The following is a 24,336-nucleotide window of genomic DNA, read 5'->3' as shown; positions in this document are numbered from 1 at the left end:
CGGTGAGGCGGTTTGTCGCAGGGGTTGCGTGAGCAGATCAGCGGGCGTTTTTTCCTACGGATCAGTGTTGTCAAAAACTTGGAATACCATAATATGGTCCGCAGCTGAGAGACCGCCTAGATGCGGTTTCCTTACAAAGATAAAAACGACCTTTCGAGCTGAATCCTATGTCCCAACCGTCATCGCAACACCAGTTTGTCGAGAATCACACGGTCGATTACGTTCCACCTGCCGAGCGCCACGGGAAGGCGCGCGACCTGTTCACCCTCTGGTTCAGTACCAACATTGCGCCCCTGCCTATCGTCACCGGCGCCATGGTGGTCCAGGTGTTCCACCTGAACCTGTTGTGGGGGCTGATCGCAATCGTGCTGGGTCATCTGATCGGGGGCGTGTTCATCGCCCTGGCCTCTGCGCAGGGACCGCAGCTGGGCATTCCGCAGATGGTCCAGAGCCGTGGCCAGTTCGGCCGTTACGGCGCCTTGCTGATCGTGTTCTTCACTGCGCTGATCTATGTCGGCTTCTTCATCTCCAACATCGTCCTGGCGGGCAAGACCATCCACGGCATCGCCCCGAGCGTGCCGATGCCAGGCGCGATCGTGATCGGCGCCCTGAGTGCGACGGCCATCGGTGTGATCGGCTACCGCTTCATTCACATCCTCAACCGCATCGGTACCTGGGTGATGGGTTCGGCACTGCTGGCCGGCTTCATCATGATGTTCGTCCAGGAGCTGCCGGCCGACTTCTTCAGCCGTGGCGCGTTCAACCTGTCGGGCTTCATCGCCACCGTGTCGCTGGGCATCATCTGGCAGATCAGCTTCTCGCCGTACACCTCTGACTACTCGCGCTACCTGCCGCGTGAAGTGGGCATCGCCAAGCCGTTCTGGGCCACCTACTTCGGCGCTACCCTTGGCACCATCCTGTGCTTCAGCTTCGGTGCGATCGCGGTGCTGTGCGTGCCGGAAGGCACCGACGCGATGGATGCGGTCAAGCAGGCCACCGGCTGGCTGGGCCCTATTCTGATGGTGCTGTTCCTGCTCAACATCATCAGCCACAACGCCCTCAACCTGTATGGCGCGGTGCTGTCGATCGTCACCGCGATCCAGACCTTCATCGCCGAGTGGACGCCGAGCATCAAGGTGCGGGTGATCCTGGCTTCGGTGATTCTGGTGGGCTGCGGGATGGTGGCGTTGAACGCCTCGGCGGGCTTCATCGGCCAGTTCATCGGGCTGATCCTGGCGCTGCTGCTGGTGCTGGTGCCATGGGCTTCGATCAACCTGATCGACTTCTACCTGATCAAGAAGGGGCAGTACGACATTGCGTCGATCTTCCGTGCTGATGGCGGCATCTATGGCCGCTTCAACCACCACGCGATCATTGCCTATGCCTGTGGCATTCTGGTGCAGCTGCCGTTTGCCAACACGTCGCTGTATGTGGGGCCGTATTCGAACATCGTCGAAGGGGCTGACCTGTCGTGGCTGTTCGGTTTGCTGGTGACGGTGCCGCTGTATTACTGCCTGGCGACTCGCGGGCAGGCTGCCGAGAAGGCGGGGCGGGCTGTAAGCGTTAACGACTGATACCCAAGGGGGCCGCTTTGCGGCCCTTTCGCGACACAAGGCCGCTCCTACAGGTGCCGCGCAGTTTCCGATGTTGCGCGGTACCTGTAGGAGCGGCCTTGTGTCGCGAAAGGGCTGCAGAGCAGCCCCCAACTGTTTCAGATCAGACCTTGAACTGCGCCACCATGCCATTCAGGTCCACGGCAAGGCGAGACAGGTCCTGCGCCGCCGCACTGGTCTGGTTCGCCCCCGCCGATGTCTGCATCGCCAGGTCACGAATGTTCACCAGGTTGCGATCCACCTCCCGCGCCACCTGCGCCTGCTCCTCGGAGGCACTGGCGATCACCAGGTTGCGCTGGTTGATCGAAGCGATCGCCTCGGCAATCACCTCAAGCGCCTGACCCGCACCCTGCGCCACTTCCAGCGTGCCGTTGGCCCGCCCGCGACTGCTGTGCATGGCCGACACCGCCCGTTCGGTACCGTTCTGGATGCCGGCGATCATCTGCTCGATCTCCGCCGTCGACTGCTGGGTACGGTGGGCGAGGGCGCGCACCTCATCGGCTACCACGGCAAAGCCACGGCCTGCCTCACCCGCACGCGCCGCTTCGATCGCCGCGTTCAGCGCCAGCAGGTTGGTCTGCCCGGCAATCGCCCCGATCACATCCAGCACGCGGCTGATCTCGTTGGCGTTGCTGGCCAGCTGTTCGATCTCGGCAGAGGTGCCCGTCACATCATTGACCAGATGCTCGATGGAAGCCAGGGCCTGATTGACCTGATCGCGGCCGTCACGGGTGTTCTGGTCGGCGCCTTTCGAGGCATCGGCCGTGCTCACCGCGTTGTTCGCCACTTCTTCCACGGCGGCGGTCATCTGGTTGACGGCGGTCGCCGCCTGGTCGATTTCCGCGCTCTGCTGGTGCAGGCCGCGGCTGGTGTCTTCGGTGACGGTGTGCAGCTCTTCCGAGGCCGAGGCCAGTTGGTCGGAAGAGGCAGCAATCTTGCGGATGGTGTCGCGCAGGCTCTGCTGCATGCGGCTCAGGGCGCGCAGCAGCAGGGCCGGTTCGTCGTGGCCGACCACGCGGATGTCCTGGGTCAGGTCGCCGGTGGCCACACGCTCGGCCACGGCAACCGCATCGGCCAGTGGCACCACGATGCTGCGGGTAAGCAGGGTGGCAATGGCGGCCAGGGCGAGCATGATCACCAGCAGCGATCCGATCACGGCGGTGAAGGCCTCGTCGGCCACATCGCTGCTGCGCTGCGAGGCATCCTCGGCGCCTTTGCCGTTGTAGGCGATGAGTGCGGCCATGGCCTTCATCATGCCGTCGGCGTATTGGGTCAGCGGGCCGCTGATCTGCTGCTTGGCCTCGTCCATGCGGCCAGAGCCGATGTTCTGCAGCACGCGCGCCTGCAGGTCGAGGTACTGCTGGTGGGCGCTGTTGAAGGCGTTGAACAGGGCGCGGTCATCGGCGGCAATGATGGTGTCCTCGTAGTCCTTCAGGCCACCTTTGAGCTGCTCGTTGATGCCTTTGAGCATGTCGATGTTGCGCATGCGTTCGGCGGGGGAGTCGTCCAGCGCGGCGCGCAGGGTGACGGCGCGGGCGCGGCCGAGGTTGGTACTGATTTCACTGAGGGCGACCACGGCGGGCATCCAGGTGACACGGATTTCATCCGTGGCCTTGTCCATCTGCCGGGTTTCATAGAGTGCGAGTAGGCCCATGGCCAGGACCAGAACGCCCAACAGGGCGAACACGCTGATAGCGCGGGTGCCGATCTTCATATTCCGTAACTGCATGGAATGCTCCTTGACGTTGGCGTGCAGGCGTCAAGAGCATGGTCGGATGGCCGGGTCACCGGGGTTGGCGCCAGGCTCTCGATGCGCTGCGGATTAAAGTGTGTGCCTCACCCTCTTGAATATTTTTTTGATTTGAATGATGCCATATGGCCATTAATATTGACCAGCCATTCAATGTAACGACATATCCTGACAAATCCGTCATTTGCTGACGGATCTGTCAGGATCTTGTGGTCAAACGATGGCGATCGCCGGGTCGGCCGCTGCCAGTGCAAGGGCCTTGTCAGCTGCGGGTGGGTAGATCCACACCGAGTTGATCTGGCGTTTGAGGTTCTTGCCTTCCTGACCTTCAAGCTTCAGCTCGCGCTCCCAGCCTTCGCTGTACGCCGCGCCCCATTCGCCCAGGTCCAGGCAGGTGACGTATTTGGGCTGGCGATAGATCACGGGCGTGATGCCGAGCAGGTCGGCCATGGCGTTGTTGCCCGAGTGGCGGCCCATGGGGATGGCGTGCTGGCAGGTCATCAGGGCATGGTTGCCCAGTTCGTCGACGGCGGCCCAGGCGGTGTCGCCGGTGGCGTAGATGTGCGTCTGGCCGATCACTTTGAGGTGGTCGTCGACCTTGAGGCGGCCGAAGGTGTCACGTTCGCCTGCCACTTGCGCGGTCAGCGGGCTGGCCTTGACGCCGACGGTCCAGATCACGGTCTTGCTGGCGATGTAATCGCCGTTGTCGAGGGTGACACCACCTGCGTCCACCGCCACCACCGAGGTGCCGGTCAACCATTCGACGCCGGCCAGTTGCGAGGCAGCGACGATCGACGGCTTGATGCCCGCGCCCAGTGCCGCGCCAATGCTGACGCCACGGTCCACCAGCACTACCCGCACATCGGCGTTACCGAGGATTGCACGTAACCGGGCGGGCATTTCGGTGGCGGTTTCGATACCGGTGAAACCACCGCCACAGACCACCACGGTATTGCGTGCAGGCGAAGCGGGCAGGGCGGCCAGCGCCTCCAGATGCTGCTCCAGACGCACGGCTGATTCCATCTGGTCGACATCGAAGGTGTGCTCGGCAAGGCCCGGAACCGCTGGGCGTGCCACCTGGCTGCCGGCGGCGAGGATCAGGCGGTCATAGCCGATCTGCTGGCGCTGGCCATGGCTGTCGGTGTAACTGACGCTGCGCGCGTCGGCGTCGATGGCCTCTGCGTTGCCGGTGATGAAGCGCACCCCCACGGCCTCGAACAGTTCACCCACGTGCGCCTTGAGGGTATGCGCCTTGGCCTCGTAGAAGCGCGGGCGGATACGCAGTTCCGCTTGCGGGGCGAGCACGCTGATGCTCAGGTCGTCGCGCTGGGCCTGGTCGAGCAGGCGGGCGGCGCTCAGGGCGCTCCAGACACCGGCAAAGCCGGCACCGATGATCAGGATGTTCGATTTCATGCAGATGCTCCGCTGGAAAAGGGGGACTTGCCCCGTGAGTCGTATTGCTTCAATAACTGCGACTATAGTTGTCGTAGTTTATCTGTGCAAGCGATTCCGATACGCGGACGCCAAACCTTGATATCGCCATCCCCATCCGTTATAGATAAAAAGGAAACCACAAAGAAAAGAGGCCATTGCAGCCCCCATGTACGAGAACACACGTATCTTGCGCCCCTCAGGCCCCCATTCCGCGCCCTGTGCGGATGGATACGGGCCCACCCCCATGATCCTCTCCCCGCTTTCCAGCCTGTTTCACGTGTTGTCGATTCCACCCGCCAACATCCTGCTCAGCCAGATGCGCAAACGCCCCGTTCCTCCACCTGCACCGTAACGCCTGAATCCCGTCACCCCCGGCCTTTTGCCGTTCGGGGTTGGGGAGCCTTTGCATTTTTTCAGCGTTCAACAGTTCAGGAATCACTATGACTCTTCGTGTAGCTATTATCGGTGCCGGCCCGTCCGGCCTTGCGCAACTGCGTGCGTTTCAGTCCGCCCATGCCCAGGGCGCTCCCATGCCGGAAGTCGTCTGCTTCGAGAAGCAAGCCGACTGGGGCGGTATGTGGAACTACACCTGGCGCACCGGCCTTGACCAGCATGGCGAGCCGGTGCACGGCAGCATGTATCGCTACCTGTGGTCCAACGGCCCCAAGGAGTGCCTGGAGTTCGCCGACTACAGCTTCGATGAACACTTCGGGCGGCCGATCTCCTCGTACCCTCCGCGCGAGGTGCTGTGGGACTACATTCAAGGGCGCGTGAAGAAGGCCGGAGTGCGCGGGTTCATTCGCTTCAATACCGTGGTCAAGAACGTCAGCTTCGATGAACACGCACGCACGTTCACCGTAAGCGCTCATGACTACGGCACAGGGCAAAGTATCGAGCAGGTATTCGACTACGTAGTGGTGGCCAGCGGGCATTTCTCCACCCCGCACGTGCCAGAATTCGAAGGCTTCGAGCGTTTCACCGGGCGTATCCTGCACGCCCACGATTTCCGCGAAGCGATGGAATTCAAGGGCCAGGATCTGCTCATTGTCGGCAGCAGCTACTCCGCCGAAGACATCGGTTCGCAATGCTACAAGTACGGCGCGCGTTCGATCACCACCGCCTACCGTACTCAGCCGATGGGCTACAAATGGCCCAAGGGGTGGGAAGAGCGCCCGCAACTGCTGCGGGTCGAGAACGACCTGGCCTTCTTCGCAGACGGCTCGAGCAAGCGCGTGGATGCGATCATCCTGTGCACGGGCTACCAGCATCACTTCCCGTTCCTGCCGGATGAGCTGACCCTCAAGACCAACAACCGGCTCTGGCCTGCCGGCTTGTACCAGGGCGTGGTATGGGAACAGAACCCGCAATTGCTCTACCTGGGCATGCAGGACCTCTGGTACAGCTTCAACCTGTTCGACGCACAGGCATGGTTTGCCCGCGACTACATGCTGGGCCGCATCGAACTACCGTCCAGGGCGGCCATGCAAGCCGACAGCACGTGCTGGCGCGAGGACGAAGAGGGCCTGCAAACCACGGCCTCGATGTATGAGTTCCAGGGCCGATACATCAAGCACCTGATCGAACAGACCGATTACCCTCGCTTCGATATCGATGCAGTCAACCGTATCTTCCTGCAATGGAAGCATGACAAGAAGCACGACATCATGGGCTACCGGGACAAATCGTATTGCTCGGTGCTCACCGGTACCAAAGCGGTGCCCCACCATACCCGCTGGTTGCAGGCGATGGACGACTCGCTGCAGGAATACTTGCGCGAGACGGACGGCAAGAAAGGCGAAGTGAAGGCTCTGCGCGGCTAGATACTAGCCTTTTGCACCTCGGCGCGGCTGGCGATACAGCGCTTCAACGCACAAGACTGCTTTGCGGTGCTGGCGCTACCCGCGTATGATTTGCGACAAAGTTGGTCGGAGATTCACATGTCGCTCTACAGTGCTGGCGTCGAATATGGCATCCATTGCCTGCTCTATCTCGTGGACGAGCGCGGCGATACGCGCGAGTCCAGCGTGCGCGATCTTGCGGAGTTGCAAGGCGTGCCCCAGGAATACCTGGCCAAGGTGTTCACCAAACTGGCGCGCGCCAAGCTGGTGGTTGCCACCGAAGGTGTACGCGGTGGCTTCCGCCTGGCCCGGCCTTCGGACGAGATCACCGTGCTGGATATCGTCAATGCCATCGACGGGCCGAAGAAAATCTTCGATTGCCGCGAGATTCGCGAGCGCTGCACCTTGTTCGAAGGTTCAGCGCCGGGCTGGGCGACCGAGGGCACCTGCGCGATCCATGCCGTGATGCAGGGGGCGCAGAAGCGCATGGAGGACGCCCTGGCGCAGCAGACCATTCTGGATCTGGCGCGGCGGTTTGGGCGAAAGGCGCCGGCCGAATTCGGGCAGCAAGTCAATGACTGGATGTGCGAGCGGCGTGAGGGCAAGGGGGCGGGGGACATCCCGGTCAGCCAGGTCTGAATCTACCGCCAGTGCAGGTCAGCGCTGTTCGTGCTGCCGCCGATAGGCCCCTGGCTGCACCCCCATGGCCTTGGCAAACGCCCGGGTAAACGCCGCCACCGACTGATACCCGGCCTGCACACCCACCTGCTCCACGGTATTGCCTGCCTGCAACAACCGGCAGGCATGGCGCATGCGCAAGGCCAGCAGCACCTGCCCCGGTGACTGCCCGGCCAGCTCATTGAACCGCTTGAAAAACGCCGAGCGCGACAACCCGGTGCAGGCCGCCATGCTTTCCAGCGTCCAGGCCTGCCCGGGCTGTTCGATCAACTGCCCCAGCAAACCGGCAAATGCCGGCTGGCGGGCGAGGGCGACCAGGCCGCCAAGCGGCTGCCCGGTGTGCACCTGCTGGCGCAGCACATACAGGAACAGCAGATGCGTCAGGCGCTCCAGCAGCGTTTGCGAGGGTGAACGCTGACACTCCTGCAGAATCAGCCGGAACAACGCCTGCGCCGCCTGCCCGTCCGGCTCGTCGGCGGGCACCACGATCCACTCGGCCAGCCCCTCGACGATCAGTGCCGACAACCCGGCACGGAAATCGAAGAACCCGCATACCAGGCCCACGCCTTCGCTCGCCGTTGCGTCCAGCGCCTGCATCTGCTGGCGTGGCTGGGCGCAGGCGGCAATCGGGTCCTGTTCGCTGGACAACCGATAAGCCAGATCGCGCAGCAGGAATACGGCATCCCCAGTCTCCAGGCGTATGGCTTCGGCCTGCCCGTCGATGTGCAACCAGCAGCGGCCCTGCACCACCAGGTGGAAGCTGGCCCGGCCCATGCCCTGAGTGCTGGCATGCCAGCCGCCGCAGTAGCGGCCGACATGAAACAGGCTGGCATCGAGCTCGAGGCTCTCTAATAACCAATCGACGAGATGGCTGGATGAAATCATCTAATGCAAAGACTCAGGAGCAAGGAAAGGCGACCGATGAATATGGAGGGTAATTCTTATAACCAACAGACTGTAGAGACACACAGCAAAAAGGAGACCACTCCATGACCTCGCGCATTACTTTACACACTCTGCAGAGCGCCCCGGAAGCGGCCCGCCCATTCCTTGAAAACGCCCAGAAGAACTCCGGCTTCATACCCAACCTGCTTGGCGTGCTGGCCAATGCCCCGGCGGCGCTGGAAACCTACGTTACAGTGTCGGCCCTGAACGGCAAATCCGAGCTGACCCTGGCCGAGCGTGAAGTGGTGCAACTGATTGCCGCTACCAAACACGGTTGTGACTTCTGCGTCGCCGGCCATACCGCCGTGGCTCTGAACAAAGCCAAGCTGCCCACCGAGGTAGTCGACGCCCTGCGTGCCCGTGGTGAACTGCCGGATGCCCGCTACGAGACCCTGGCCGAATTCGCCCGTGAAGTCATTGCCACCCGTGGCAATGTCAGTGACACCACTTACCACGCTTTCCGCGAAGCCGGTTTCACCGAAGGCAACGCCCTGGAAGTGATTCTCGGTGTGAGTCTCGCAACCCTGTGCAACTTTGCTAATGTGTTCGCCCAGACGCCGCTCAACGACGAGCTGAGCAAGTACCGCTGGCAGCCAACCGCGTAATCGTGCGCCTGGCGCTGGTCGCGCCTGCGATTTCAAAAGGAGTAGGGACATGCTTGATGCTGCATTTCGTCAATGGCTGGATGCCAACGCCGAGGCAATCGACCAGGGCCAGTGCGACCCGCAACTGGTGCTGGCGCACATCGCCGAATCGCAACTGCTGCGTATCGGCGTCGACCCGGCACTGGGCGGCAGCGGCGGCGCGGTGACCCATGCGGTCGAAGCCATCGCCGCCATCGCCAGCCGTTCACTGGCCGCAGCCTTTGTCTGCTGGGGCCAGCGCGCCTTCATCGAATACCTGCTGCAAAGCCCCAACCAGGCCCTGCGCGAGCGTCTGCTGCCCAGCCTGCTGACGGGCGAGCTGGCCGGTGCAACCGGGTTGTCCAATGCCATGAAGTTCCTCTCCGGCATCGAGGCGCTGCAGGTACGTGGTCGCCCGCAGGCGGCGGGCTGGACGCTGGAAGGCCGCCTGCACTGGGTGACCAACCTGCGCAAGAGCGGCTTCGTGGTGGCGGCGGCCATCGAGGACGACGCCGGCGGTTCGCCTTTCGTGATGGCCATACCCTCCGACAGCCAGGGCCTGGAGCGCTCTGACGACCTTGAACTGATGGGCCTGCAATCGAGCAACACGGCAGCGCTGGCGTTTCACCAGGTCGAGCTGAGCCGCGACTGGCTGCTGCACGAAAACGCCCGCGAGTTCCTGCCCAAGGTACGCCCGGCGTTTCTTGCCCTGCAGTGCGGCATGGCCATCGGCCTGGCGCGGCGGTCGCTGCACGAAGTACACGAACACCTGCACGGGCGCCTGTCGTTCCTCGAAGAACACCGTCAGGTACTCAAGGAACGCCTGGAAAACACCGTGGCCGAGCTCAAGCAAGGCCTGCTCGAAGGGCGCTTCCTGGGCCAGCCGGCGGCGCTGTTCAAGCTGCGCATCACCCTTGCCGAAAGTGCTGCCGATGCGGTGCAGCTGGAACTGCAGGCCAGCGGTGGCAAAGCTTACCTGGATGAGTTCGGTGCCGGTTTTGCCCGCCGCTGGCGCGAATCGGCGTTCGTGCCGATCGTCACCCCAAGCCTGGTGCAGCTGCGCGCCGAGCTGCATCGCCAGGCCGCCAGCGCATGAGCCAAGCGTTACTCGAAGCCCGCGAGATCAGCCTGGGCTACCCCCGCGAGGGCGGCTGGCAGGAGGTGCTGGCGCGCTTCGACCTGGCGCTGGCGCCAGGGGAGGTGGTGACCATCCTGGGCCCCAGTGGTGTAGGCAAGTCCAGCCTGCTGCGGGTGCTGGCCGGGCTGCAGCAGCCGCGCGGCGGCAGCGTGGCCCTGCACGGCGAACCGCTGCAGGGGCCGCACCCGCGCCTGGCCGTGGCCTTCCAGGACCCGAGCCTGCTGCCCTGGCTGAGCCTGGAAAAGAACGTCGCCTTCGGCCTGGATTTCGCCCGTCAACCCAAGCTGGCCGCCGCCGAGCGCCGTGCGCGCATCGACCATGCCATCCATGCGGTGGGCCTGGAGCATGCGCGCAACCAGTACCCGGCGCAGTTGTCCGGCGGCATGGCCCAGCGCACCGCGCTGGCCCGCTGCCTGGCCCGCCAGCCGGAAGTGCTGCTGCTCGACGAGCCGTTCGGTGCGCTCGACGAAGTGACCCGTGCCGACATGCAGCAATTGCTGCTGCAACTGATCGCCACCCATAACACCGCAGCCGTGCTGATTACCCACGACATCGACGAAGCCTTGTTGTTGTCCGACCGGGTACTGCTGCTGGGCGACCACCCGGCGCACATCCTCGGCCAATGGCGCATCGACCTGCCACAACCGCGTACTCAGCGGGTCGAGGAACTGGGGGCGCTGCGTATCGACATCCTCAAAACCCTTCGGCGGGCCAGCCGCACCGCTGCACCATCACCTACCTCGTTGCCTTCGGAGCCTGCACATGTGCATGGATGACTGCTGTTCCTCCACTTCGCGTCGTGATTTCCTCAAACTCAGTGCCATGCTCACCGCCGCCGGGGCCGTGCCGTTGCTGTCCAGCCTGCAGGCCCGCGCTGCCGCCGAACCCGACGCACCGGTGCGCATCGGCTACCTGCCAATCACCGACGCCACGCCGCTGCTGGTGGCGCACAACAACGGCCTGTTCGAGGCCGAAGGCATCAAGGCCGAGCGCCCGGTGCTGCTGCGCAGCTGGGCGCAGGTGATCGAGGCGTTCATCTCTGGCCAGGTCAACGTCATTCACCTGCTGTCGCCGATGACCGTGTGGGCCCGTTACGCCAGCAAGGTACCGGCCAAGGTCGTGGCCTGGAACCATGTGGGCGGCTCGGGCCTGACCGTGGCACCGGACATCACCGACATGAAGCAACTGGGCGGCAAGACCGTGGCCATCCCGTTCTGGTATTCGATCCACAACGTGGTGCTGCAGCAGATGCTCGGCGATAACGGCCTGACCCCGGTGTCCAAACCCGCCAATGCCCAACTGGCGGCCAACGAAGTCAACCTGCTGGTGCTGCCGCCGTCGGACATGCCGCCGGCCCTGGCCAGCAAGCGCATCGCCGGCTACATCGTCGCCGAACCGTTCAACGCCTTGGCCGAGAACCTCAAGGTTGGTCGCGTGCATCGCTTTACCGGCGATGTCTGGCGCAACCACGCCTGCTGCGTGGTGTTCATGCACGAGCACGACCTCAACAACCGCCCGGAGTGGTCGCAGAAGGTGGTCAACGCCATCGTCAAGGCCCAGCAATGGACCCGCGACCACCGCGCCGAAGCGGCGGCGCTGCTGTCCAAGTCGGGCCCCAACAAGTACACCCCGCATGAACCGGCGGTGCTGACCAAGGTGCTGGCGCCGGCTGCCGAAGACCGTGCCGGCTACATCGCCAGTGGCGCCATCCAGCACCAGCAGTGGGACGAGCAGCGCATCGACTTCCAGCCCTACCCGTACCCCAGCTACACCGAGGAACTGGTCAAGCGCCTCAAGCACACGCTGATCGAAGGCGAAAGCGGCTTCCTCGCTGGCCTGGACCCGGCGCAGACCGCGCGCGACCTGGTCGACGACCGTTTCGTGCGCAACGCCATTGCCGCCGTTGGCGGCCCTTCGGTGTTCGGCATTGCCGAGAACTTCCAGCGTAGCGAGGAGTTTGCGGTCTGATGCGCAAGCACGTCGTACATGCAGGCCTCGGTCTGGCCGGCTTGCTGGGGTTGCTGCTGTTGTGGTGGGCGGGTGTGCAGCTGTTCGGCGAGGCCGATGGCCTATCGGCGCGCTTCTCGCCCCAGGCGACCCTGGCCAGCCTGGTCGAATTGCTCGGCCAGGGCGAGGTCTACGGGCATGCCTGGGTCAGCCTCAAACGCATCCTGGTCGGTTTGTTGCTCGCCCTGCTGATCGGCGTGCCGCTGGGGCTGCTGGTCGGCAGCTACCGGCATCTGGAGGCGGCGACCACACCGGCGTTCCAGTTCCTGCGGATGATCTCGCCGCTGTCGTGGATGCCGGTGGTGGTGATGCTGATGGGCGTAGGGGATCAGCCGATCTACTTCCTGCTGGCCTTTGCCGCATTGTGGCCGATCCTGCTCAACACTGCTGCCGGCGTGCGCCAGCTCGATCCGCGCTGGCTGCAGCTTGGCCGCAGCCTGAGTGCCACGCGCTGGGAAACCCTGTGCAAGGTGATCATCCCCGGGGTGATCGGCCATGTGCTGACCGGCGTGCGTCTGGCCATCGGCATCCTGTGGATCGTGCTGGTGCCGTGCGAGATGCTCGGGGTCAGTGCGGGGCTTGGGTATTTCATTCTCGATACCCGTGATCGCCTGGCCTATTCGGAGCTGATGGCGATGGTGCTGCTGATCGGGGTGCTGGGGTATGTGCTCGATGCGATGGCCCGTGGGCTGCATCGGCGCTGGGTGCATGCCTGACTGGCTAGTTTTGCTTCTTCGCGGGCAAGCCCGCTCCCACAGGGATCGCGCAAATTTCCAGGCCTGTGCAGTACCTGTGGGAGCGGGCGTGCCCGCGAAGAGGCCGTCGGATCAATGCACTGATTTGCGCTGCCGTACACATTCCCTGGCTTGCACCGTCAACTCATCCAGCCACTCATCGCGCTGCTGCTCGGCATCGAGCATCGCATCTTCACCCTGCTGATTGAGCAGGTAGGTATGAATCTGCAGCACCTCGGCCGTCTGGTAGATCGGCGCAATGTCCAGCCGGCCGATCAGCGCGCCGCTCGCCTGGCCAGTGCTGCTCATCAGCACCTGCGGCCCGCTGGCGGCAACCACCTGCATGCCCATGTTCTCGAACCAGGGCACCTGGTTGGCAAAGGCATTGAGCTCGACGCTGGCATAGCGCGCCTGCGTGTCACCCAGCAGGGCGCGGGCAATGCCCTGGCGACGCTGGCCGGGCGCCACGGCCAGAAACGCCAGGGCGCATGCCTGGGGGTTGTCCTGTGCCGGCAAGGTCAGGGCGAAACCGAGCAACTGGTCCGGTGCGTCGGCATCCAGGGCCAAGGTCAGCTGCACGGCCAGGCCACGGGTGCCGTCCATGGCTTGCAGGTACTGGTGCACCTCCATGCCGACACCGTACTGGTACAGCGGATACAGCGGGTTTTCCGCACGAATGGCGACGCTGCTCAGGTCGCCGACGTTGTGGATTACCAGCTCGCGGATCTGGTTCTGGAAGGATTCGGGCGGCACGCTGTCGAGGCGGCTCAGGATGAACATCGGCGGACGGGCTCCAGCTGCGGTTGGCTCACCCCGCGCCGGGTTGGCGCGGGGTGCACAGTCTAAACCCTTTTTAGCCGCGCATCGCGGCGAGCATCAGGTCGAGGTTCTGCACTGCAGCGCCCGAGGCCCCCTTGCCGAGGTTGTCGAACACTGCGGTCAGTACCACCTGGTCATGCTCGGGGTTGGCGTACAGCGCCAAGCGCAGGTCGTTGCTGTCATTCAGCGCCTGCGGGTCCAGCGGGGCGGCCGGGCCCTGCTGGTGCAGCGGCATCACCTGCACGTGGCGGGCGCCCTGGTAATGTTGCTCCAGGCACGACTGCAACTGTTCGGCACCGGGCTGGCCGGGCAGCAGGCGCAGTTGTAACGGGATGCTCAGGACGATGCCCTGGCGGTAGGCCGCGTAGCCCGGCAGGAACATCGGCCGGGCCGACAGGCCGGCGTGCAGCTGGATTTCCGGCACATGCTTGTGCGCCAGTTCCAGGCCATACAGCTGCAGGGTGGGGGTGTGCCCGGCGCCTGGGGATTCATGTTTTTCGACTGCCGCGCGGCCGCCGCCGGAGTAACCGGAAATGGCGTGGACACTGATTGGGTAGTCGGCCGGCAGCAGGCCAGCCTTGACCAGCGGACGCAGCAGCGCGATGGCGCCAGTGGGGTAGCAGCCGGGGTTGCTCACGCGGGTGGCCTGGGCAATGCGCTCGGCCTGGCCTTCGTCCAGTTCCGGCAGGCCGTAGACCCAGCCTGGCGTAGTGCGGTGCGCGGAGCTGGCGTCAATCACCCGCACGGCCGGGTTTTCGATGGCCGCCACGGCGTCGCGGGCGGCGTCGTCGGGCAGGCACAGCAGGGCAATGTCGGCGCTGTTGATCGCTTCGCGACGGCGCCGTGGGTCCTTGCGCTCGGCTTCTGGCAGGGTCAGCAGGCGCAGGTCGTCGCGGCCTTGCAGGCGGGCGTGGATCTGCAGGCCGGTGGTGCCTTGGTCGCCGTCGATGAAGACAACAGGGGTGTGCATGGTCGTGTCCGGTCAGGGGAGGGGTGGCTTATGCTCGCCTGGGTCCGAGATAAAGAAAATTTGAATATTGTGATAATGGTGTTCATATTTCCTGAATCTACTCTGGCCTGTTCCGGCCTCTTCGCGGGTAAACCCGCTCCCACAGAGACCGCACAGATCCTGAAGTTTGTGCAACACCTGTGGGAGCGGGTTTACCCGCGAAGAGGCCAGAACGGGCAACACTGGATCCTGGCACCATGCGCGAAATCAGCCTCGACCGCCTCCGCACCCTGGTGATCATCACCGACCTGGGCTCCTTCGCCGAGGCCGCCCGCCACCTCAACCTGGCGCCGCCGACCATCAGCCTGCACGTGGCCGAACTGGAGGCGCGGGTCGGCGCACCGCTGCTCACCCGCAACCGCAGCCAGGTGCGCCCCACGGCCATTGGCGAAACCCTGCTGGCCCGCGCGCGCCGCCTGCTGGCCGATGCCGACCTGGCCCTGGACGAAGTGCGCCGCCAGGTGGAAGGCCTGACCGGGCGGGTACGCCTGGGCGCCTCCACCGGTGCCATTGCCCACCTGCTGCCCAAGGCCCTCGAGCACTTGCGGGGGGCGCACCCGGGTATCGACGTGCAGGTTCAGGTGCTGACGTCCCAGGCATCCCTGGCACGGCTGCGTGAAGGCACCCTGGACATCGGCCTGGTGGCGCTGCCGCAGGCGGCCGGCAAGGGCGTCAGGCTCACGCCCTGGCGACGCGACCCGATCATGGCGTACGTGCCGGCCGAGTGGCAGCCGCCGGCCAGGGTCACCCCGGCCTGGCTGGGGCAGCGCGCGTTGATCCTCAATGACAGCAGCACCCAGTTGTCGCGGGTGACGGGCGAGTGGTTCGCGGCGGCGGGCTTGTATCCCGAACCGCGTATCGAACTGAACTACAACGATGCGATCAAGAGCCTGGTAGGGGCCGGCTATGGCGCGACCTTGCTACCGCAGGAAGGTGATGCCGCCGAACTGGACCGGCGCATTGCGCGCCGGCCGCTGCGGCCGGGGTTGTGGCGGCAGTTGGGGATTGCCTGCCGCGAAGGGGAAGTGGAACGGGCTACCGGGTTTGTGCTGCAGGCGCTGGAGCGCTTGCGGCAGTAGGGGGGTACCTACGTTTTAAGGCGCTTTCCTGCGGCATTACCAAGATTCATAAGGGATCCCGAACCGCTCGATGTACTCTTTGGACTGCGGTTCCAGGGGCGAAAGGTGGATATAGCGGCGGCGCAACAGGTCCGCTTCCTCGGCGGTCAGCGGCGTGAAGGCCTCGCGCAGGGCAAAGGCCTGGAGTTTATTGGCAATAGGCTGCAGTTCCGCCGGCAGTGCTGTTCGCTTGTCATACGGGTCAATGGGGTCGAACGCCACGCCAGCGCGTACCGCCAGTTCGCGCATGATCCGTAGGTACACCAGCGACAGATCGCCGCGCACTTCGCGTTCGCCGGTGATGGCGGCATACACGCGTTTGTCCGCCACGGCACACCGCCACCAGCACCTCCCTTGGCGCGATCTCGGCCTCCAGCCCAGCCCCGCGAAGGACACTTTGCTCTCTGCTTCACCACGAGTCATAGGGAATCCCGTACCGCTCGATGTACTCCTGGGACTGCGGCTCCAGGGGCAAGGCATATCGGCCGCCGCTTTGCCCGCCATCTGGGCCTAGTTTCACCACCGTGCCCTGCACCCGCGCGACATCGAGCGCGGACAGGCACTGCCCCATGAGCCACACCCGGGCCACACCACCTGGGGCCAGGCCGATACTCAGCATGTTGCGATAGTCCGTGATCCATTGGCCGTCAGCGCGGCAGTAAGCTTTTTCGCCCACAAGCATCGCCTTTCGAGTTTCCTCGGGAATCACGATATAGGCCTCATAGGTCTGCGGCTCAGCCAACGACTGCCAGCGCACGTAGAGCAGGCGAGGCAGGTCGGCTCCCAAGACCTGCTTGCCTGCGCCATCGCCAGGCTCCTCCGGCCAACCGCGTGGATCGCCCTTGAGGTTCTTGGGTTTTTGGATCGCGGCAACCCCGCTCATTGCCCGGCGGAACACACGGTCCTGCACGTCCACGGCATCGGCGCTCTCAATCCATACCTCCATGTAATCGGGCGCGAGTAACCCTAGCCGCCACGAATCGTAGGGCAGCCGAGGCCCACCATAGGTGCAGCCGCTCAAGCACAGCAGCAGCCCTAATGACACCAACGCCTTCACGCTATTCATTGGGGTGTTCCCGACGCTGCATGCCCGAAGCCGGACGATTGATGAACAGCACATCCAACGCACTGTCGTTCCAGCCTTTGGCCGCATTCCAGTTCGCCGAAAGGTGGATGTAGCGGCGGCGCAACAGGGCAGCTTCTTCAGCGGTCAGCGGCGTGTACGCCTCACGCAGGGCAAAGGCCTGGAGTTTGGCCGCAATGGGTTGCAGCTCTGCGGGCAACGCAAAAGTCTGGGTGTCGGGTAGAGCTTTGAACGCCACCCCGGCACGCACCGCCAGTTCGCGCATGATCCGCAAGTACACCAGCGACAGCCCGCCGCGCACTTCGCGTTCGCCGGTAATGGCGGCATACACGCGCTTGTCCGCCACGGTGTCGCGCCGCTGCTGTTGCACAGGCACTGACCAGGTGGCGATGTCCAGGCCGGAAGGGGGGATGTAGTCCAGCCAGTGACGCGTTTCTTGATAATAGTGCTGTCGGGTACGCGAATAGGCGGCACTGCGTTCGTTGGCGAGCGAGTCGATTTCGAGGCTGCTGTCTGGCTTGCTCAACAGCAGTTTTTCGCGCATCAGGGGCAGGTAGCCACCGCCGATGTCCGAATGACAGCCTGGAAGCTCGATATCCACTTCGGCCTGGGTCAGGGAGAAGTTGTGCCGGTACTCGTCACGCGCTGTCAGATGGATGACCTGACGTGCCATACCCGGCGCAAGGCGCAGTTCGAGCCCAGGGTTGTGAGCATTGTGCGGACTGAAATCGCCGTCACCCAGCGAAACGATACCCGCCACGGTGTCGAACAGGCCGATGAAGTTGAGGGCGAAATCGTTGCGATGTTGCCAGGCAAATGTCGCGGTCAATATGGGTGAGCCGGCAGGTAAGGCCTGAGCCAACAGGCTGCCCGTCCCCTTGAGCAGGTCATTGGCACAATGCCGCGCTGCCGCCGCACCACGGCTGAAACCGAGCAGGTCGACTTCGATCCGGCGAACCTTGACCTGAGGGTTGAATGAAGCGAATCGACGTAACTTCTCCATGACCAGAGCCGGCATCTGCTCGACCCGCGCCACCACACCCATGCTTCCCTTACCGGTGCCCTGGCTGTAGACCGAGTCGGCCAGGCCGCTGCGGGTGCCTATACCCTCGAGATAGACTTTGAGATGGGCCTCGTCAGACCCGGGCAGCAGTTGTTTTTGACTGTCATCAGGATACAAATCATGCAGGTGCGCAACATTGCTGACGCCATTGCCGTAACTGTTATCCGGCGTGTTGCCTTGCCCGTCGTAACCGTAGCCGGCGCAGTACTTGAGCACATCCTCGGCAACCGACTGCGTCATACCCAGGTTGAGTGCATGGCAGCCCTCGGTGGCGGCGCTGTTGGCCAGGTTGTTACCGGTACCGTCGAAGAACAGGCCCAGGCGCACGACGATACCTGCATCCTCTAGGGCTTCTTCCTCCTCCTCCTCCTCCGGCAGGCTGGACATCCCCGATTTGGGTGCATAGGGTAGTGCAGCCTTTGGCAGCGGGGCTGTTGCGGCGATGCTTGGCGATGTTGAAGAGGTTGCGACCCTGGTGCCAGTGCCTTCAGACTGGTAGGTGGTGCTGTACAACGAAGGCAGCAGCGTGGCCCTGCACGGGCAACCGCTGCAGCTGTGCAGGGTGCCGGCCAACGGGACGCCGGTACTGTGCATGCTTGGGATGCCACCCATGATCGGGTAGAGCTTGCCATCTTTGCCGCATGAAACCAGATCCCCTTCGCGCGCCTGGGTAGTGCCGCTCAGGATGAGCGAGGTATTCCCTTCCGCGACAAAACCGCCTGTGGTGGTATTCGCTTCCACGACAAGGCCACCCGTGGTGCTATGCCCATCCACGACAAGACCACCTGTGATGGTAGCCCCTTCGATGACAACACCCCCACAGCTAGTCTTGTCGCCCTGACGAATGAAATGTCCTATAGCCACTGACTTCCCTCTCTACAGTTGAAGCACCGACCCACCCGCAGGGAGGGGTGAGTCATCAGGTACGGAACCGCAAGAGTCGGGGGGTAGTGCCTCCAGGGTAAATAAGACGCGTCTTGGTGGTTTGTAGGAAAATTCCTAGCCATATATCGCTAGACAGCTATTGTGCAGGCGGGGTTGGCGCCGAGTGCTGGTATTGCCCAATTCATGAGAACTGGCGCGATCCACGTAGGCTCAGGGCCTCTCGCGCAGGCGAACCGCGGTCACGGTCTCGCCGCCCACCCCCCAGTTATCCGTCGGCACTTCCTCGATCACCACGAAGGTACTGGTCGGCGGCTTGCCCAGTACCTGTTGCAGCAACTGCGTAGTGCCCTCGATCAGCTGGCGTTTGTGTTGCTGGGTCACCCCTTCATCGGTCACCCGGATATGGACGTATGGCATGGCTGTTCGCTCCTCTGTTCAGTGCCAGGTGCCGGCGGTGCTGCCACCGTCCACGGGCAGGATGACGCCGCTGACGAAGCGCGCATCGGTCAGGTACAGCACGGCATCCACCACATCCTGCGGCTTGCCCGTGCGACCACTCGGTGAATGGGCGCCAAGTCCCTCGACATTGTCATTGTGCAGCGGTGTATCGATGATCCCCGGAGCCACCGCATTGACCTGCACGCCGCTGGCAGCTAGCTCCAGGGCCAGGCCTTTGACCGCCTGGTTGAGCCCGCCCTTGACCAGCACCGGCAACAGCGCCGGCACGCGAGTATCGGGTTGCAGCGCGATGGAGGCGGTGATGGCGATGATCTGCCCATGGCCTTGCGCCGCCATCACCTTTGCCGCTGCCTGGGATGGATAGAAAAAGCCCTTGAGGTTGGTGCCGACCAGTGCGTCGACGTCGGCCTCGCTGTAATCGGTGAAAGGTTTGGGGATGAAGATGCCGGCATTGTTGATCAGGATATCGACACCACCAAAGGTGGCCTGGGCCGTGGCGATCAGGCGCTGGGCAGTTTCGGCTTCGGCAATGTCGCCGGCCACACCGACGAAGCGTTGCGAATGGCCGAGGCGGGCGGCGGCCTGGTCCAGGCGTGCCTGGCTGCGGGCATTGCCGACCACGTTGTCACCGCGTTCGAGGAAGGCCTCGGCGAGGGCGAAGCCCAGGCCGCTTGAGGCCCCGGTGATGATGACGGTTCTTGGCGTGTTCATGCGTACGTTCTCCAGAAGTGCGCCGGTTGGCGCGTGGTGGAGATCACTGTAGGGCGCGACGCCTGCTTGAAAAATAAGCCGTATGGCATTTCAATCGATACACCATGTAATCAATCGAGCCGCCATGACCCGCCACTTCGACGACTTGCAACTGGGCAGCCTGGAGTTGTTCTGCCTGGCTGCCGATACCGGCAGCTTCACCGCTGCTGCCACCGAGGCCGGCGTCACCCCGGCAGCGGTGAGCCGCAGCGTGGCGCGCCTGGAAGAGCGCCTGGGCGTGCGCCTGTTCGTGCGGACCACCCGGCAGATGCGGCTGTCCGACGCAGGCCTTGCCTATTACCAGCAATGCCGACAAGCGCTCGGCCAGCTGGTCGAGGCGGAGCGCCAGGCCACCGGTGGCCAGGCCGCGCCCAGTGGCCGCCTGCGCATCAGCGCGCCCACCCCTTATGCGCATCACCGTTTGCTGCCGTTGCTGCCGGCATTCCGGCAGCGCTATCCGCAGGTGCAGGTCGATGTGCATGTGAGCAATCGCAACGTCGACTTCGCCGAGGAGCACTTCGACCTCGCCATCCGTGGGCGCGAGCCCGCCGATTCGCGGCTGGTGGCACGGCGCCTGGAGGATGCCGAGCTGGTGGTGGTGGCGACACCGGCCTACCTGGCGCGCATGGGAACGCCGCAGGTGCCGCAGGACCTGGCCGGGCATGAGTGCATCCAGTTCGAGCTGGCCAGCAACGGCCGCCGTCCACCGTGGCGTTTCCGCATCGAGGGCCGTGAGGTTGAAGTGGATACCCAAGGTGGCTTCACCTGCCTGGGTGACTTTCTGGCCACTGCGACGCTGGTGCGCCATGGCGCTGGCCTGATGCAGGCTTACCGCTTCACCGTGCAGGATGCACTGGAGCGTGGCGAACTGGTCGAGGTGCTGGGCGAATACGGCGGTACTGCGCGGCCCTTCATGCTGATCTACCCCCAGGCTCGGCACATGCCACTGCGGGTACGGGCGTTCATCGATTTCCTGTTTGCCGAGGGCGCTCGACCGTTGAGCTGAACTGACACATGAGTCATGCGCCGACTATGCTCTTTTCTGCGTCGAGCCAATGTCTCTCGATGATCATTCCGATTGCCCAGGAGAACGCTCCATGAAATCCCTGAAATTCGTGCCTCTGCTGGTGTTTGCCTCTGTGTTGAGTTTTACCGCCCACGCGGATCCCCAAAGCAACTGTGCGGCCAAGATCAGTGAACTGGAAACTATCCATAAAGCCGATGGCCCGGGGCTGCATGGTGGCATGGCACATGACTTCAAAGAGCATTTGAAAACAGCCAAGGACGCGCAGGCGAAGGGGGACTATACCCAATGCCAGGCCTCGGCTGACCAGGCCAAGACCATCTACAACAAGGCCCGCAGCAAATAGTTGCATGGCTGTACGGCTTCTTCGCGGCGATGTTCGTGAAGAGGCCGGTACAGGCCTGCTGGGTCGAGCATCAGAACCAGCGGTCGTTCTTCTTCCGGCCACGGGTCAGCGCCGGCAGGATCAGCCCCGCCAGCAGGCCGGCCCCGGCGATGCTGCCGCCATATACCATGTAACGCATCATCACCTGCTTGTTCTCGTCGCCCAGGCGTGCCTGGGTATCGCGCAGGCTCGACTGGCTCTGGTCGAGCTGTTCATTGAGCGCCTGGTTGCGTGCTTCCAGTTCGTCGATGAGCTTCTTGCGCGAGTCGAGGGTTTCCTGCATGCCCTGCACGCGGTTCTTCCAGCTGTCGTCGATGGTCTTTAGCTGCCCGGACAGGTCCGCCACCTGTGCGTCGAGTTGCGGCAGGCGCTCGTTCTGGCCCGGTACCGACTGCAGGTCGCTGGTGAGGATCCATACCAGGTCGCCATTTTGCCCGCGCACCTGGCTGTAGTTGCCCTGGCTGCCGATCAGGGTGAGTTTCTGCCCGGACTTGAGCGTGCCGACGATGCGGTGGCCATCGGTCGGGCCACTGCGCACGTAGGTACTCAGGCTGTCGCTGACCCAGCGCGCATCGCTGGCCGGCTCTTCGGCATGCGCGGGGACGGCAAGAGCCACCAGGGCGGCGAGCAGGCTGCCGCGCAGGGCAGGGAGGGCAAGGGAGGCTGGGCGGGATTCAGGCATGTTGGGTCTTCGCTGCAACAGGAAAAATAGGCCCGGACACTGTAGATCAGCGACGGGGCCGGCGAACCGGTCGGTGAGTTGACCGTCAGGGACAGACCGCTTTTTTGACAGCAGGTTCACTGCTGGATATAGGAAATGCCTACAGAATGTTGCAACAGCCGGGCTAGAGGCGCTTCGCGCAGGAGCCTTTGTCGGGGGGAGAGATCGACAGCAGCGTGGATTTCCTTGCTATCCTCGCTGGCACAGACCGTAGCGAGCCGAGCATGCCGAGACCGAAGAAGCACGATGTCGCCACAGCAGACAGCAAGGCCGTGATCATCGATGCCGCGTTGCAGGTCATCCGCCAGGAAGGTGCCGGTTGTGCGACCTACCGGCGCATTGCCGCCGAGGCTGGCGTTTCGCCCGGGACCATGACCTATCACTTTGCCAACATCAATGAAATCGTTGCGGCAGCCTTTGTGAAGATGTGCAACGGCATCGCTGACCTGTACTTCCGCCAGCTCGGCGAAGCCCGTGACCGGGCCCACGCCCGCGAACTGGTCGCCGACCTGATCTGCGGTGACCTGTGGAAGGCTTCGGGGCAGATGCTGCTGATCTTCGAGCTGTACACCTTCGTCTCGCGCAACCCCGAGTACACCTACGTGATGGATGACTGGATGGCCCGGTCGCGTCAGGCCCTGCAGATCCATTTCGACGAAAAGACTGCGCGAGCACTGGATGCGTTGATCGAAGGTTTCACCATTCATAATGCTCTGAGCAAGACCACGGTTAGCCGGGGCGACATTCTGTTGTTGATCGAGGCGATTGCGTAAAGACAGCACAGGCATCGGCGTGCCACTGACCTTCGTAGCCTCCTGCTTTTGCTTTTGCTTTTGCTTTTGCTCTGCTTTTGCTTTTAAGCGCGCAATAGTTCGGCCTCCTGAAGTCGCATTTGGCGTTTGCTGAACTACCGCGCGTTTAGAAGCAAAGCAAAAGCAAACAGCAAACAGCAAACAGCAAACAGCAAACCGCGTCAGCCAGCTTGCTTACTGGCTGCAGTCTCTGCTTGCAGGCCATTCCGCTCTTGGAGGGACGAGGCCAGCACGTAGGCGATAGCCACCAGCGTCAGCACCGGCAGCATGGCCAGGCGCAAGCCGAAATGCTCGCCGATGAAACCCAGTAGCGGCGGGCCGACCAGAAAGGCCAGGTAACCGGCTGTGGCGGCCAGGCGCACCCGTTGGTCACTGCCGGTGCCGCTTTCACCCGCCGCCGAGATGGCCAGCGGGAAGCCCAGCGAAGCGCCGATGCCCCAAAGCACCACGGCGGCAGCGGCCACCCACTGCACATCGCAGAACACCACCAGGGCAAGGCTGAAGGTGCCGATCAACGCGCTGGCACGCAGGGTGAAGGTGCGCCCGAAGCGGCGAATCACCGGCGCCCCGGCAAAACGGCCGAGGGTCATGCCCAGGGTGAAGACCATGTAGATCAAGGTACCCGTGGTTTGCGCAAAACCGTGGCCATCGATCATCAGCAACGGCAGCCAATCGTTGGCCGCGCCTTCGGCCAGGGCCATGGCCAGCACCACCAGGCAGATCAGCAGCAGGCGCCGGTCCTTGATCAAGGCCGCCCAATGCACATCTTCGGCACCGCTGGCCTGTTGTGCGTCTGGCTGTTCGCTGGCCCGTGGCGCCTGCCCGATCAGGACCAGGGTGGCGGCCGCCGACAGGCCGGCCAGGGCCAGCAAATGCATATCCAACGGTACCTCGACAGCGGTCATGGCCATGCCGATCAGTGCCCCGACCAGGGTGCCAAGGCTGAAGAAACCGTGCAAGGTGGTCATGATAGGCGCGCCGATGGCCCTTTCCACCGCTGCACCTTCTATGTTCGCCGCGATGTCCGCCCAGCCCATGCCCAGGCCAAAGACCAGCAGGCCGGCAAAGGCGCACCAGGCACTGTTCAGGTCGCTGCTCGCTGCCAGCACGCACAAGCCGCCCGACAGGCCCAGCAGGCCGAGGCGGAGCATGCGGTTGGCGCCGTGGCGGGTAATCATGCGGCCGGCGCTGAGAATGCCCAGCATGGCCCCCGTAGAGAACCCGAACAGGATCATGCCCATCTGTTCGGTGGAAGCCTGCAGGCCGTCACGCAGGGCAGGGGTGCGGGTGACCCAGGTGGCCAGGGTCAGGCCGGGCAGCATGAACAGCAGGTAAAGCGCATGGCGGGACCAGGCGGTGATGGCGGCAGGCATGGTGGGGCTCTCTGAAAGCATAGTCGTACAAGTGTACGGAAAAATCGTACGCATGTACGAACCGCCGGTCAATG

Annotated in this window: 24 protein-coding genes; 12 read left to right on the top strand and 12 right to left on the bottom strand. The window is 63.6% G+C overall.

Annotated elements, in window-relative coordinates:
• The first annotated feature begins 167 nt into the window (after positions 1 to 167).
• On the top strand, positions 168 to 1,574 hold the full coding sequence (locus tag ACIPW4_RS20325) for a purine-cytosine permease family protein (RefSeq protein WP_400660925.1): 1,407 nt from the start codon (positions 168 to 170) through the stop codon (positions 1,572 to 1,574).
• A gap of 142 nt (positions 1,575 to 1,716) precedes the next feature.
• Here the strand turns inward: ACIPW4_RS20325 and ACIPW4_RS20320 are convergent, their stop codons facing one another.
• Positions 1,717 to 3,342, bottom strand: coding sequence for a methyl-accepting chemotaxis protein (locus tag ACIPW4_RS20320; RefSeq protein ID WP_400660924.1), 1,626 nt, complete (start codon positions 3,340 to 3,342; stop codon positions 1,717 to 1,719).
• Positions 3,343 to 3,576: 234 nt separating this feature from the next.
• Positions 3,577 to 4,776 carry an NAD(P)/FAD-dependent oxidoreductase gene (locus ACIPW4_RS20315; protein ID WP_400660922.1) on the bottom strand — a complete coding sequence of 400 codons (1,200 nt, stop codon included), beginning with the start codon at positions 4,774 to 4,776 and terminating at the stop codon, positions 3,577 to 3,579.
• A gap of 461 nt (positions 4,777 to 5,237) precedes the next feature.
• Between ACIPW4_RS20315 and ACIPW4_RS20310 the strand changes: the two genes are divergently transcribed.
• Complete coding sequence (locus ACIPW4_RS20310) at positions 5,238 to 6,617, top strand: NAD(P)-binding domain-containing protein (protein ID WP_400660921.1); 1,380 nt, start codon at positions 5,238 to 5,240, stop codon at positions 6,615 to 6,617.
• 117 nt (positions 6,618 to 6,734) lie between these two features.
• Positions 6,735 to 7,274, top strand: a complete 540-nt coding sequence (locus ACIPW4_RS20305) for an RrF2 family transcriptional regulator (protein WP_400660919.1) — start codon at positions 6,735 to 6,737, stop codon at positions 7,272 to 7,274.
• 18 nt (positions 7,275 to 7,292) lie between these two features.
• Here the strand turns inward: ACIPW4_RS20305 and ACIPW4_RS20300 are convergent, their stop codons facing one another.
• Complete coding sequence (locus ACIPW4_RS20300; protein ID WP_400660917.1) at positions 7,293 to 8,198, bottom strand: AraC family transcriptional regulator; 906 nt, start codon at positions 8,196 to 8,198, stop codon at positions 7,293 to 7,295.
• A 104-nt stretch (positions 8,199 to 8,302) separates the two neighbouring features.
• Here ACIPW4_RS20300 and ACIPW4_RS20295 point away from each other — a divergent pair, with 104 nt between their 5' ends.
• The 5 genes from ACIPW4_RS20295 to ACIPW4_RS20275 are packed head-to-tail and all read left to right on the top strand — an operon-like array spanning position 8,303 to position 12,742.
• A complete protein-coding gene (locus tag ACIPW4_RS20295; protein ID WP_400660916.1) occupies positions 8,303 to 8,863 on the top strand; it encodes a carboxymuconolactone decarboxylase family protein in 561 nt (186 codons plus the stop codon).
• Positions 8,864 to 8,912: 49 nt separating this feature from the next.
• The gene (locus ACIPW4_RS20290; RefSeq protein WP_400660915.1) at positions 8,913 to 9,977 is read left to right on the top strand and encodes an acyl-CoA dehydrogenase family protein; all 1,065 of its coding nucleotides are present in this window, start codon (positions 8,913 to 8,915) and stop codon (positions 9,975 to 9,977) included.
• Positions 9,974 to 10,795 (top strand): ABC transporter ATP-binding protein, encoded by an 822-nt coding sequence (locus tag ACIPW4_RS20285; RefSeq protein WP_400660913.1) that lies wholly within the window; start codon positions 9,974 to 9,976, stop codon positions 10,793 to 10,795. Before ACIPW4_RS20290 ends, ACIPW4_RS20285 begins: the two co-directional genes overlap by 4 nt.
• Positions 10,782 to 11,987: an ABC transporter substrate-binding protein gene (locus ACIPW4_RS20280; protein ID WP_400660911.1), complete on the top strand. Its 1,206-nt coding sequence runs from the start codon at positions 10,782 to 10,784 to the stop codon at positions 11,985 to 11,987. Before ACIPW4_RS20285 ends, ACIPW4_RS20280 begins: the two co-directional genes overlap by 14 nt.
• Entirely contained in the window at positions 11,987 to 12,742 is a 756-nt protein-coding gene (locus ACIPW4_RS20275) for an ABC transporter permease (RefSeq protein WP_400660909.1), read from the top strand. Before ACIPW4_RS20280 ends, ACIPW4_RS20275 begins: the two co-directional genes overlap by 1 nt.
• A 111-nt stretch (positions 12,743 to 12,853) precedes the next feature.
• Here the strand turns inward: ACIPW4_RS20275 and ACIPW4_RS20270 are convergent, their stop codons facing one another.
• Both ACIPW4_RS20270 and argC read right to left on the bottom strand, forming a co-directional pair.
• Entirely contained in the window at positions 12,854 to 13,540 is a 687-nt protein-coding gene (locus tag ACIPW4_RS20270; protein ID WP_400660908.1) for a GNAT family N-acetyltransferase, read from the bottom strand.
• Between the two features lie 73 nt (positions 13,541 to 13,613).
• Positions 13,614 to 14,549 (bottom strand): N-acetyl-gamma-glutamyl-phosphate reductase, encoded by a 936-nt coding sequence (gene argC, locus ACIPW4_RS20265; protein ID WP_400660906.1) that lies wholly within the window; start codon positions 14,547 to 14,549, stop codon positions 13,614 to 13,616.
• A 236-nt stretch (positions 14,550 to 14,785) separates the two neighbouring features.
• On the opposite strand from argC, the gene ACIPW4_RS20260 reads away from it, so the two are divergent.
• Positions 14,786 to 15,667 carry a LysR family transcriptional regulator gene (locus ACIPW4_RS20260; protein ID WP_400660904.1) on the top strand — a complete coding sequence of 294 codons (882 nt, stop codon included), beginning with the start codon at positions 14,786 to 14,788 and terminating at the stop codon, positions 15,665 to 15,667.
• Positions 15,668 to 15,703: 36 nt separating this feature from the next.
• Here ACIPW4_RS20260 and ACIPW4_RS20255 read toward each other — a convergent pair whose 3' ends face one another.
• The 5 genes from ACIPW4_RS20255 to ACIPW4_RS20235 all read right to left on the bottom strand — a co-directional run bounded on the left by ACIPW4_RS20255 (position 15,704) and on the right by ACIPW4_RS20235 (position 19,908).
• Positions 15,704 to 16,036, bottom strand: a complete 333-nt coding sequence (locus ACIPW4_RS20255) for a hypothetical protein (protein WP_400660902.1) — start codon at positions 16,034 to 16,036, stop codon at positions 15,704 to 15,706.
• A gap of 79 nt (positions 16,037 to 16,115) precedes the next feature.
• Positions 16,116 to 16,772: a DUF2931 family protein gene (locus ACIPW4_RS20250; protein WP_400660900.1), complete on the bottom strand. Its 657-nt coding sequence runs from the start codon at positions 16,770 to 16,772 to the stop codon at positions 16,116 to 16,118.
• A complete protein-coding gene (locus ACIPW4_RS20245) occupies positions 16,765 to 18,594 on the bottom strand; it encodes a PAAR domain-containing protein (RefSeq protein ID WP_400660899.1) in 1,830 nt (609 codons plus the stop codon). The genes ACIPW4_RS20250 and ACIPW4_RS20245 overlap by 8 nt, the downstream gene beginning before the upstream one ends.
• Before the next feature lie 354 nt (positions 18,595 to 18,948).
• Positions 18,949 to 19,155, bottom strand: a complete 207-nt coding sequence (locus tag ACIPW4_RS20240) for a 4-oxalocrotonate tautomerase family protein (protein ID WP_400660897.1) — start codon at positions 19,153 to 19,155, stop codon at positions 18,949 to 18,951.
• An 18-nt stretch (positions 19,156 to 19,173) separates the two neighbouring features.
• Positions 19,174 to 19,908 (bottom strand): SDR family NAD(P)-dependent oxidoreductase, encoded by a 735-nt coding sequence (locus tag ACIPW4_RS20235; RefSeq protein WP_400660895.1) that lies wholly within the window; start codon positions 19,906 to 19,908, stop codon positions 19,174 to 19,176.
• A gap of 124 nt (positions 19,909 to 20,032) precedes the next feature.
• Between ACIPW4_RS20235 and ACIPW4_RS20230 the strand changes: the two genes are divergently transcribed.
• Both ACIPW4_RS20230 and ACIPW4_RS20225 read left to right on the top strand, forming a co-directional pair.
• Complete coding sequence (locus ACIPW4_RS20230; protein WP_400660894.1) at positions 20,033 to 20,953, top strand: LysR family transcriptional regulator; 921 nt, start codon at positions 20,033 to 20,035, stop codon at positions 20,951 to 20,953.
• 91 nt (positions 20,954 to 21,044) lie between these two features.
• Positions 21,045 to 21,317 carry a hypothetical protein gene (locus tag ACIPW4_RS20225; protein ID WP_400660892.1) on the top strand — a complete coding sequence of 91 codons (273 nt, stop codon included), beginning with the start codon at positions 21,045 to 21,047 and terminating at the stop codon, positions 21,315 to 21,317.
• 70 nt (positions 21,318 to 21,387) lie between these two features.
• Here ACIPW4_RS20225 and ACIPW4_RS20220 read toward each other — a convergent pair whose 3' ends face one another.
• Complete coding sequence (locus ACIPW4_RS20220; protein ID WP_400660891.1) at positions 21,388 to 22,038, bottom strand: TIGR04211 family SH3 domain-containing protein; 651 nt, start codon at positions 22,036 to 22,038, stop codon at positions 21,388 to 21,390.
• A gap of 263 nt (positions 22,039 to 22,301) precedes the next feature.
• Between ACIPW4_RS20220 and ACIPW4_RS20215 the strand changes: the two genes are divergently transcribed.
• Complete coding sequence (locus tag ACIPW4_RS20215) at positions 22,302 to 22,850, top strand: TetR/AcrR family transcriptional regulator (protein WP_400660889.1); 549 nt, start codon at positions 22,302 to 22,304, stop codon at positions 22,848 to 22,850.
• Positions 22,851 to 23,050: 200 nt separating this feature from the next.
• On the opposite strand, the gene ACIPW4_RS20210 is transcribed toward ACIPW4_RS20215, so the two are convergent.
• Positions 23,051 to 24,262, bottom strand: a complete 1,212-nt coding sequence (locus ACIPW4_RS20210; protein WP_400660887.1) for an MFS transporter — start codon at positions 24,260 to 24,262, stop codon at positions 23,051 to 23,053.
• Positions 24,263 to 24,336: the final 74 nt, after the last annotated feature.

The sequence above is a fragment of the Pseudomonas sp. NPDC089996 genome, from assembly GCF_044748405.1.
Taxonomy (GTDB): domain Bacteria; phylum Pseudomonadota; class Gammaproteobacteria; order Pseudomonadales; family Pseudomonadaceae; genus Aquipseudomonas.
This window is presented reverse-complemented; position numbering and strand designations above follow the sequence as displayed.

What these genes read in the sequence shown, in the direction of transcription:
- ACIPW4_RS20325 (WP_400660925.1), top strand. Translation starts at nt 168, where the DNA reads ATGTCCCAACCGTCATCGCAACACCAGTTTGTCGAGAATCACACGGTC.
- ACIPW4_RS20320 (WP_400660924.1), bottom strand. Translation starts at nt 3,342, where the DNA reads ATGCAGTTACGGAATATGAAGATCGGCACCCGCGCTATCAGCGTGTTC.
- ACIPW4_RS20315 (WP_400660922.1), bottom strand. Translation starts at nt 4,776, where the DNA reads ATGAAATCGAACATCCTGATCATCGGTGCCGGCTTTGCCGGTGTCTGG.
- ACIPW4_RS20310 (WP_400660921.1), top strand. Translation starts at nt 5,238, where the DNA reads ATGACTCTTCGTGTAGCTATTATCGGTGCCGGCCCGTCCGGCCTTGCG.
- ACIPW4_RS20305 (WP_400660919.1), top strand. Translation starts at nt 6,735, where the DNA reads ATGTCGCTCTACAGTGCTGGCGTCGAATATGGCATCCATTGCCTGCTC.
- ACIPW4_RS20300 (WP_400660917.1), bottom strand. Translation starts at nt 8,198, where the DNA reads ATGATTTCATCCAGCCATCTCGTCGATTGGTTATTAGAGAGCCTCGAG.
- ACIPW4_RS20295 (WP_400660916.1), top strand. Translation starts at nt 8,303, where the DNA reads ATGACCTCGCGCATTACTTTACACACTCTGCAGAGCGCCCCGGAAGCG.
- ACIPW4_RS20290 (WP_400660915.1), top strand. Translation starts at nt 8,913, where the DNA reads ATGCTTGATGCTGCATTTCGTCAATGGCTGGATGCCAACGCCGAGGCA.
- ACIPW4_RS20285 (WP_400660913.1), top strand. Translation starts at nt 9,974, where the DNA reads ATGAGCCAAGCGTTACTCGAAGCCCGCGAGATCAGCCTGGGCTACCCC.
- ACIPW4_RS20280 (WP_400660911.1), top strand. Translation starts at nt 10,782, where the DNA reads ATGTGCATGGATGACTGCTGTTCCTCCACTTCGCGTCGTGATTTCCTC.
- ACIPW4_RS20275 (WP_400660909.1), top strand. Translation starts at nt 11,987, where the DNA reads ATGCGCAAGCACGTCGTACATGCAGGCCTCGGTCTGGCCGGCTTGCTG.
- ACIPW4_RS20270 (WP_400660908.1), bottom strand. Translation starts at nt 13,540, where the DNA reads ATGTTCATCCTGAGCCGCCTCGACAGCGTGCCGCCCGAATCCTTCCAG.
- argC (WP_400660906.1), bottom strand. Translation starts at nt 14,549, where the DNA reads ATGCACACCCCTGTTGTCTTCATCGACGGCGACCAAGGCACCACCGGC.
- ACIPW4_RS20260 (WP_400660904.1), top strand. Translation starts at nt 14,786, where the DNA reads ATGCGCGAAATCAGCCTCGACCGCCTCCGCACCCTGGTGATCATCACC.
- ACIPW4_RS20250 (WP_400660900.1), bottom strand. Translation starts at nt 16,772, where the DNA reads ATGAATAGCGTGAAGGCGTTGGTGTCATTAGGGCTGCTGCTGTGCTTG.
- ACIPW4_RS20240 (WP_400660897.1), bottom strand. Translation starts at nt 19,155, where the DNA reads ATGCCATACGTCCATATCCGGGTGACCGATGAAGGGGTGACCCAGCAA.
- ACIPW4_RS20235 (WP_400660895.1), bottom strand. Translation starts at nt 19,908, where the DNA reads ATGAACACGCCAAGAACCGTCATCATCACCGGGGCCTCAAGCGGCCTG.
- ACIPW4_RS20230 (WP_400660894.1), top strand. Translation starts at nt 20,033, where the DNA reads ATGACCCGCCACTTCGACGACTTGCAACTGGGCAGCCTGGAGTTGTTC.
- ACIPW4_RS20225 (WP_400660892.1), top strand. Translation starts at nt 21,045, where the DNA reads ATGAAATCCCTGAAATTCGTGCCTCTGCTGGTGTTTGCCTCTGTGTTG.
- ACIPW4_RS20220 (WP_400660891.1), bottom strand. Translation starts at nt 22,038, where the DNA reads ATGCCTGAATCCCGCCCAGCCTCCCTTGCCCTCCCTGCCCTGCGCGGC.
- ACIPW4_RS20215 (WP_400660889.1), top strand. Translation starts at nt 22,302, where the DNA reads ATGCCGAGACCGAAGAAGCACGATGTCGCCACAGCAGACAGCAAGGCC.
- ACIPW4_RS20210 (WP_400660887.1), bottom strand. Translation starts at nt 24,262, where the DNA reads ATGCCTGCCGCCATCACCGCCTGGTCCCGCCATGCGCTTTACCTGCTG.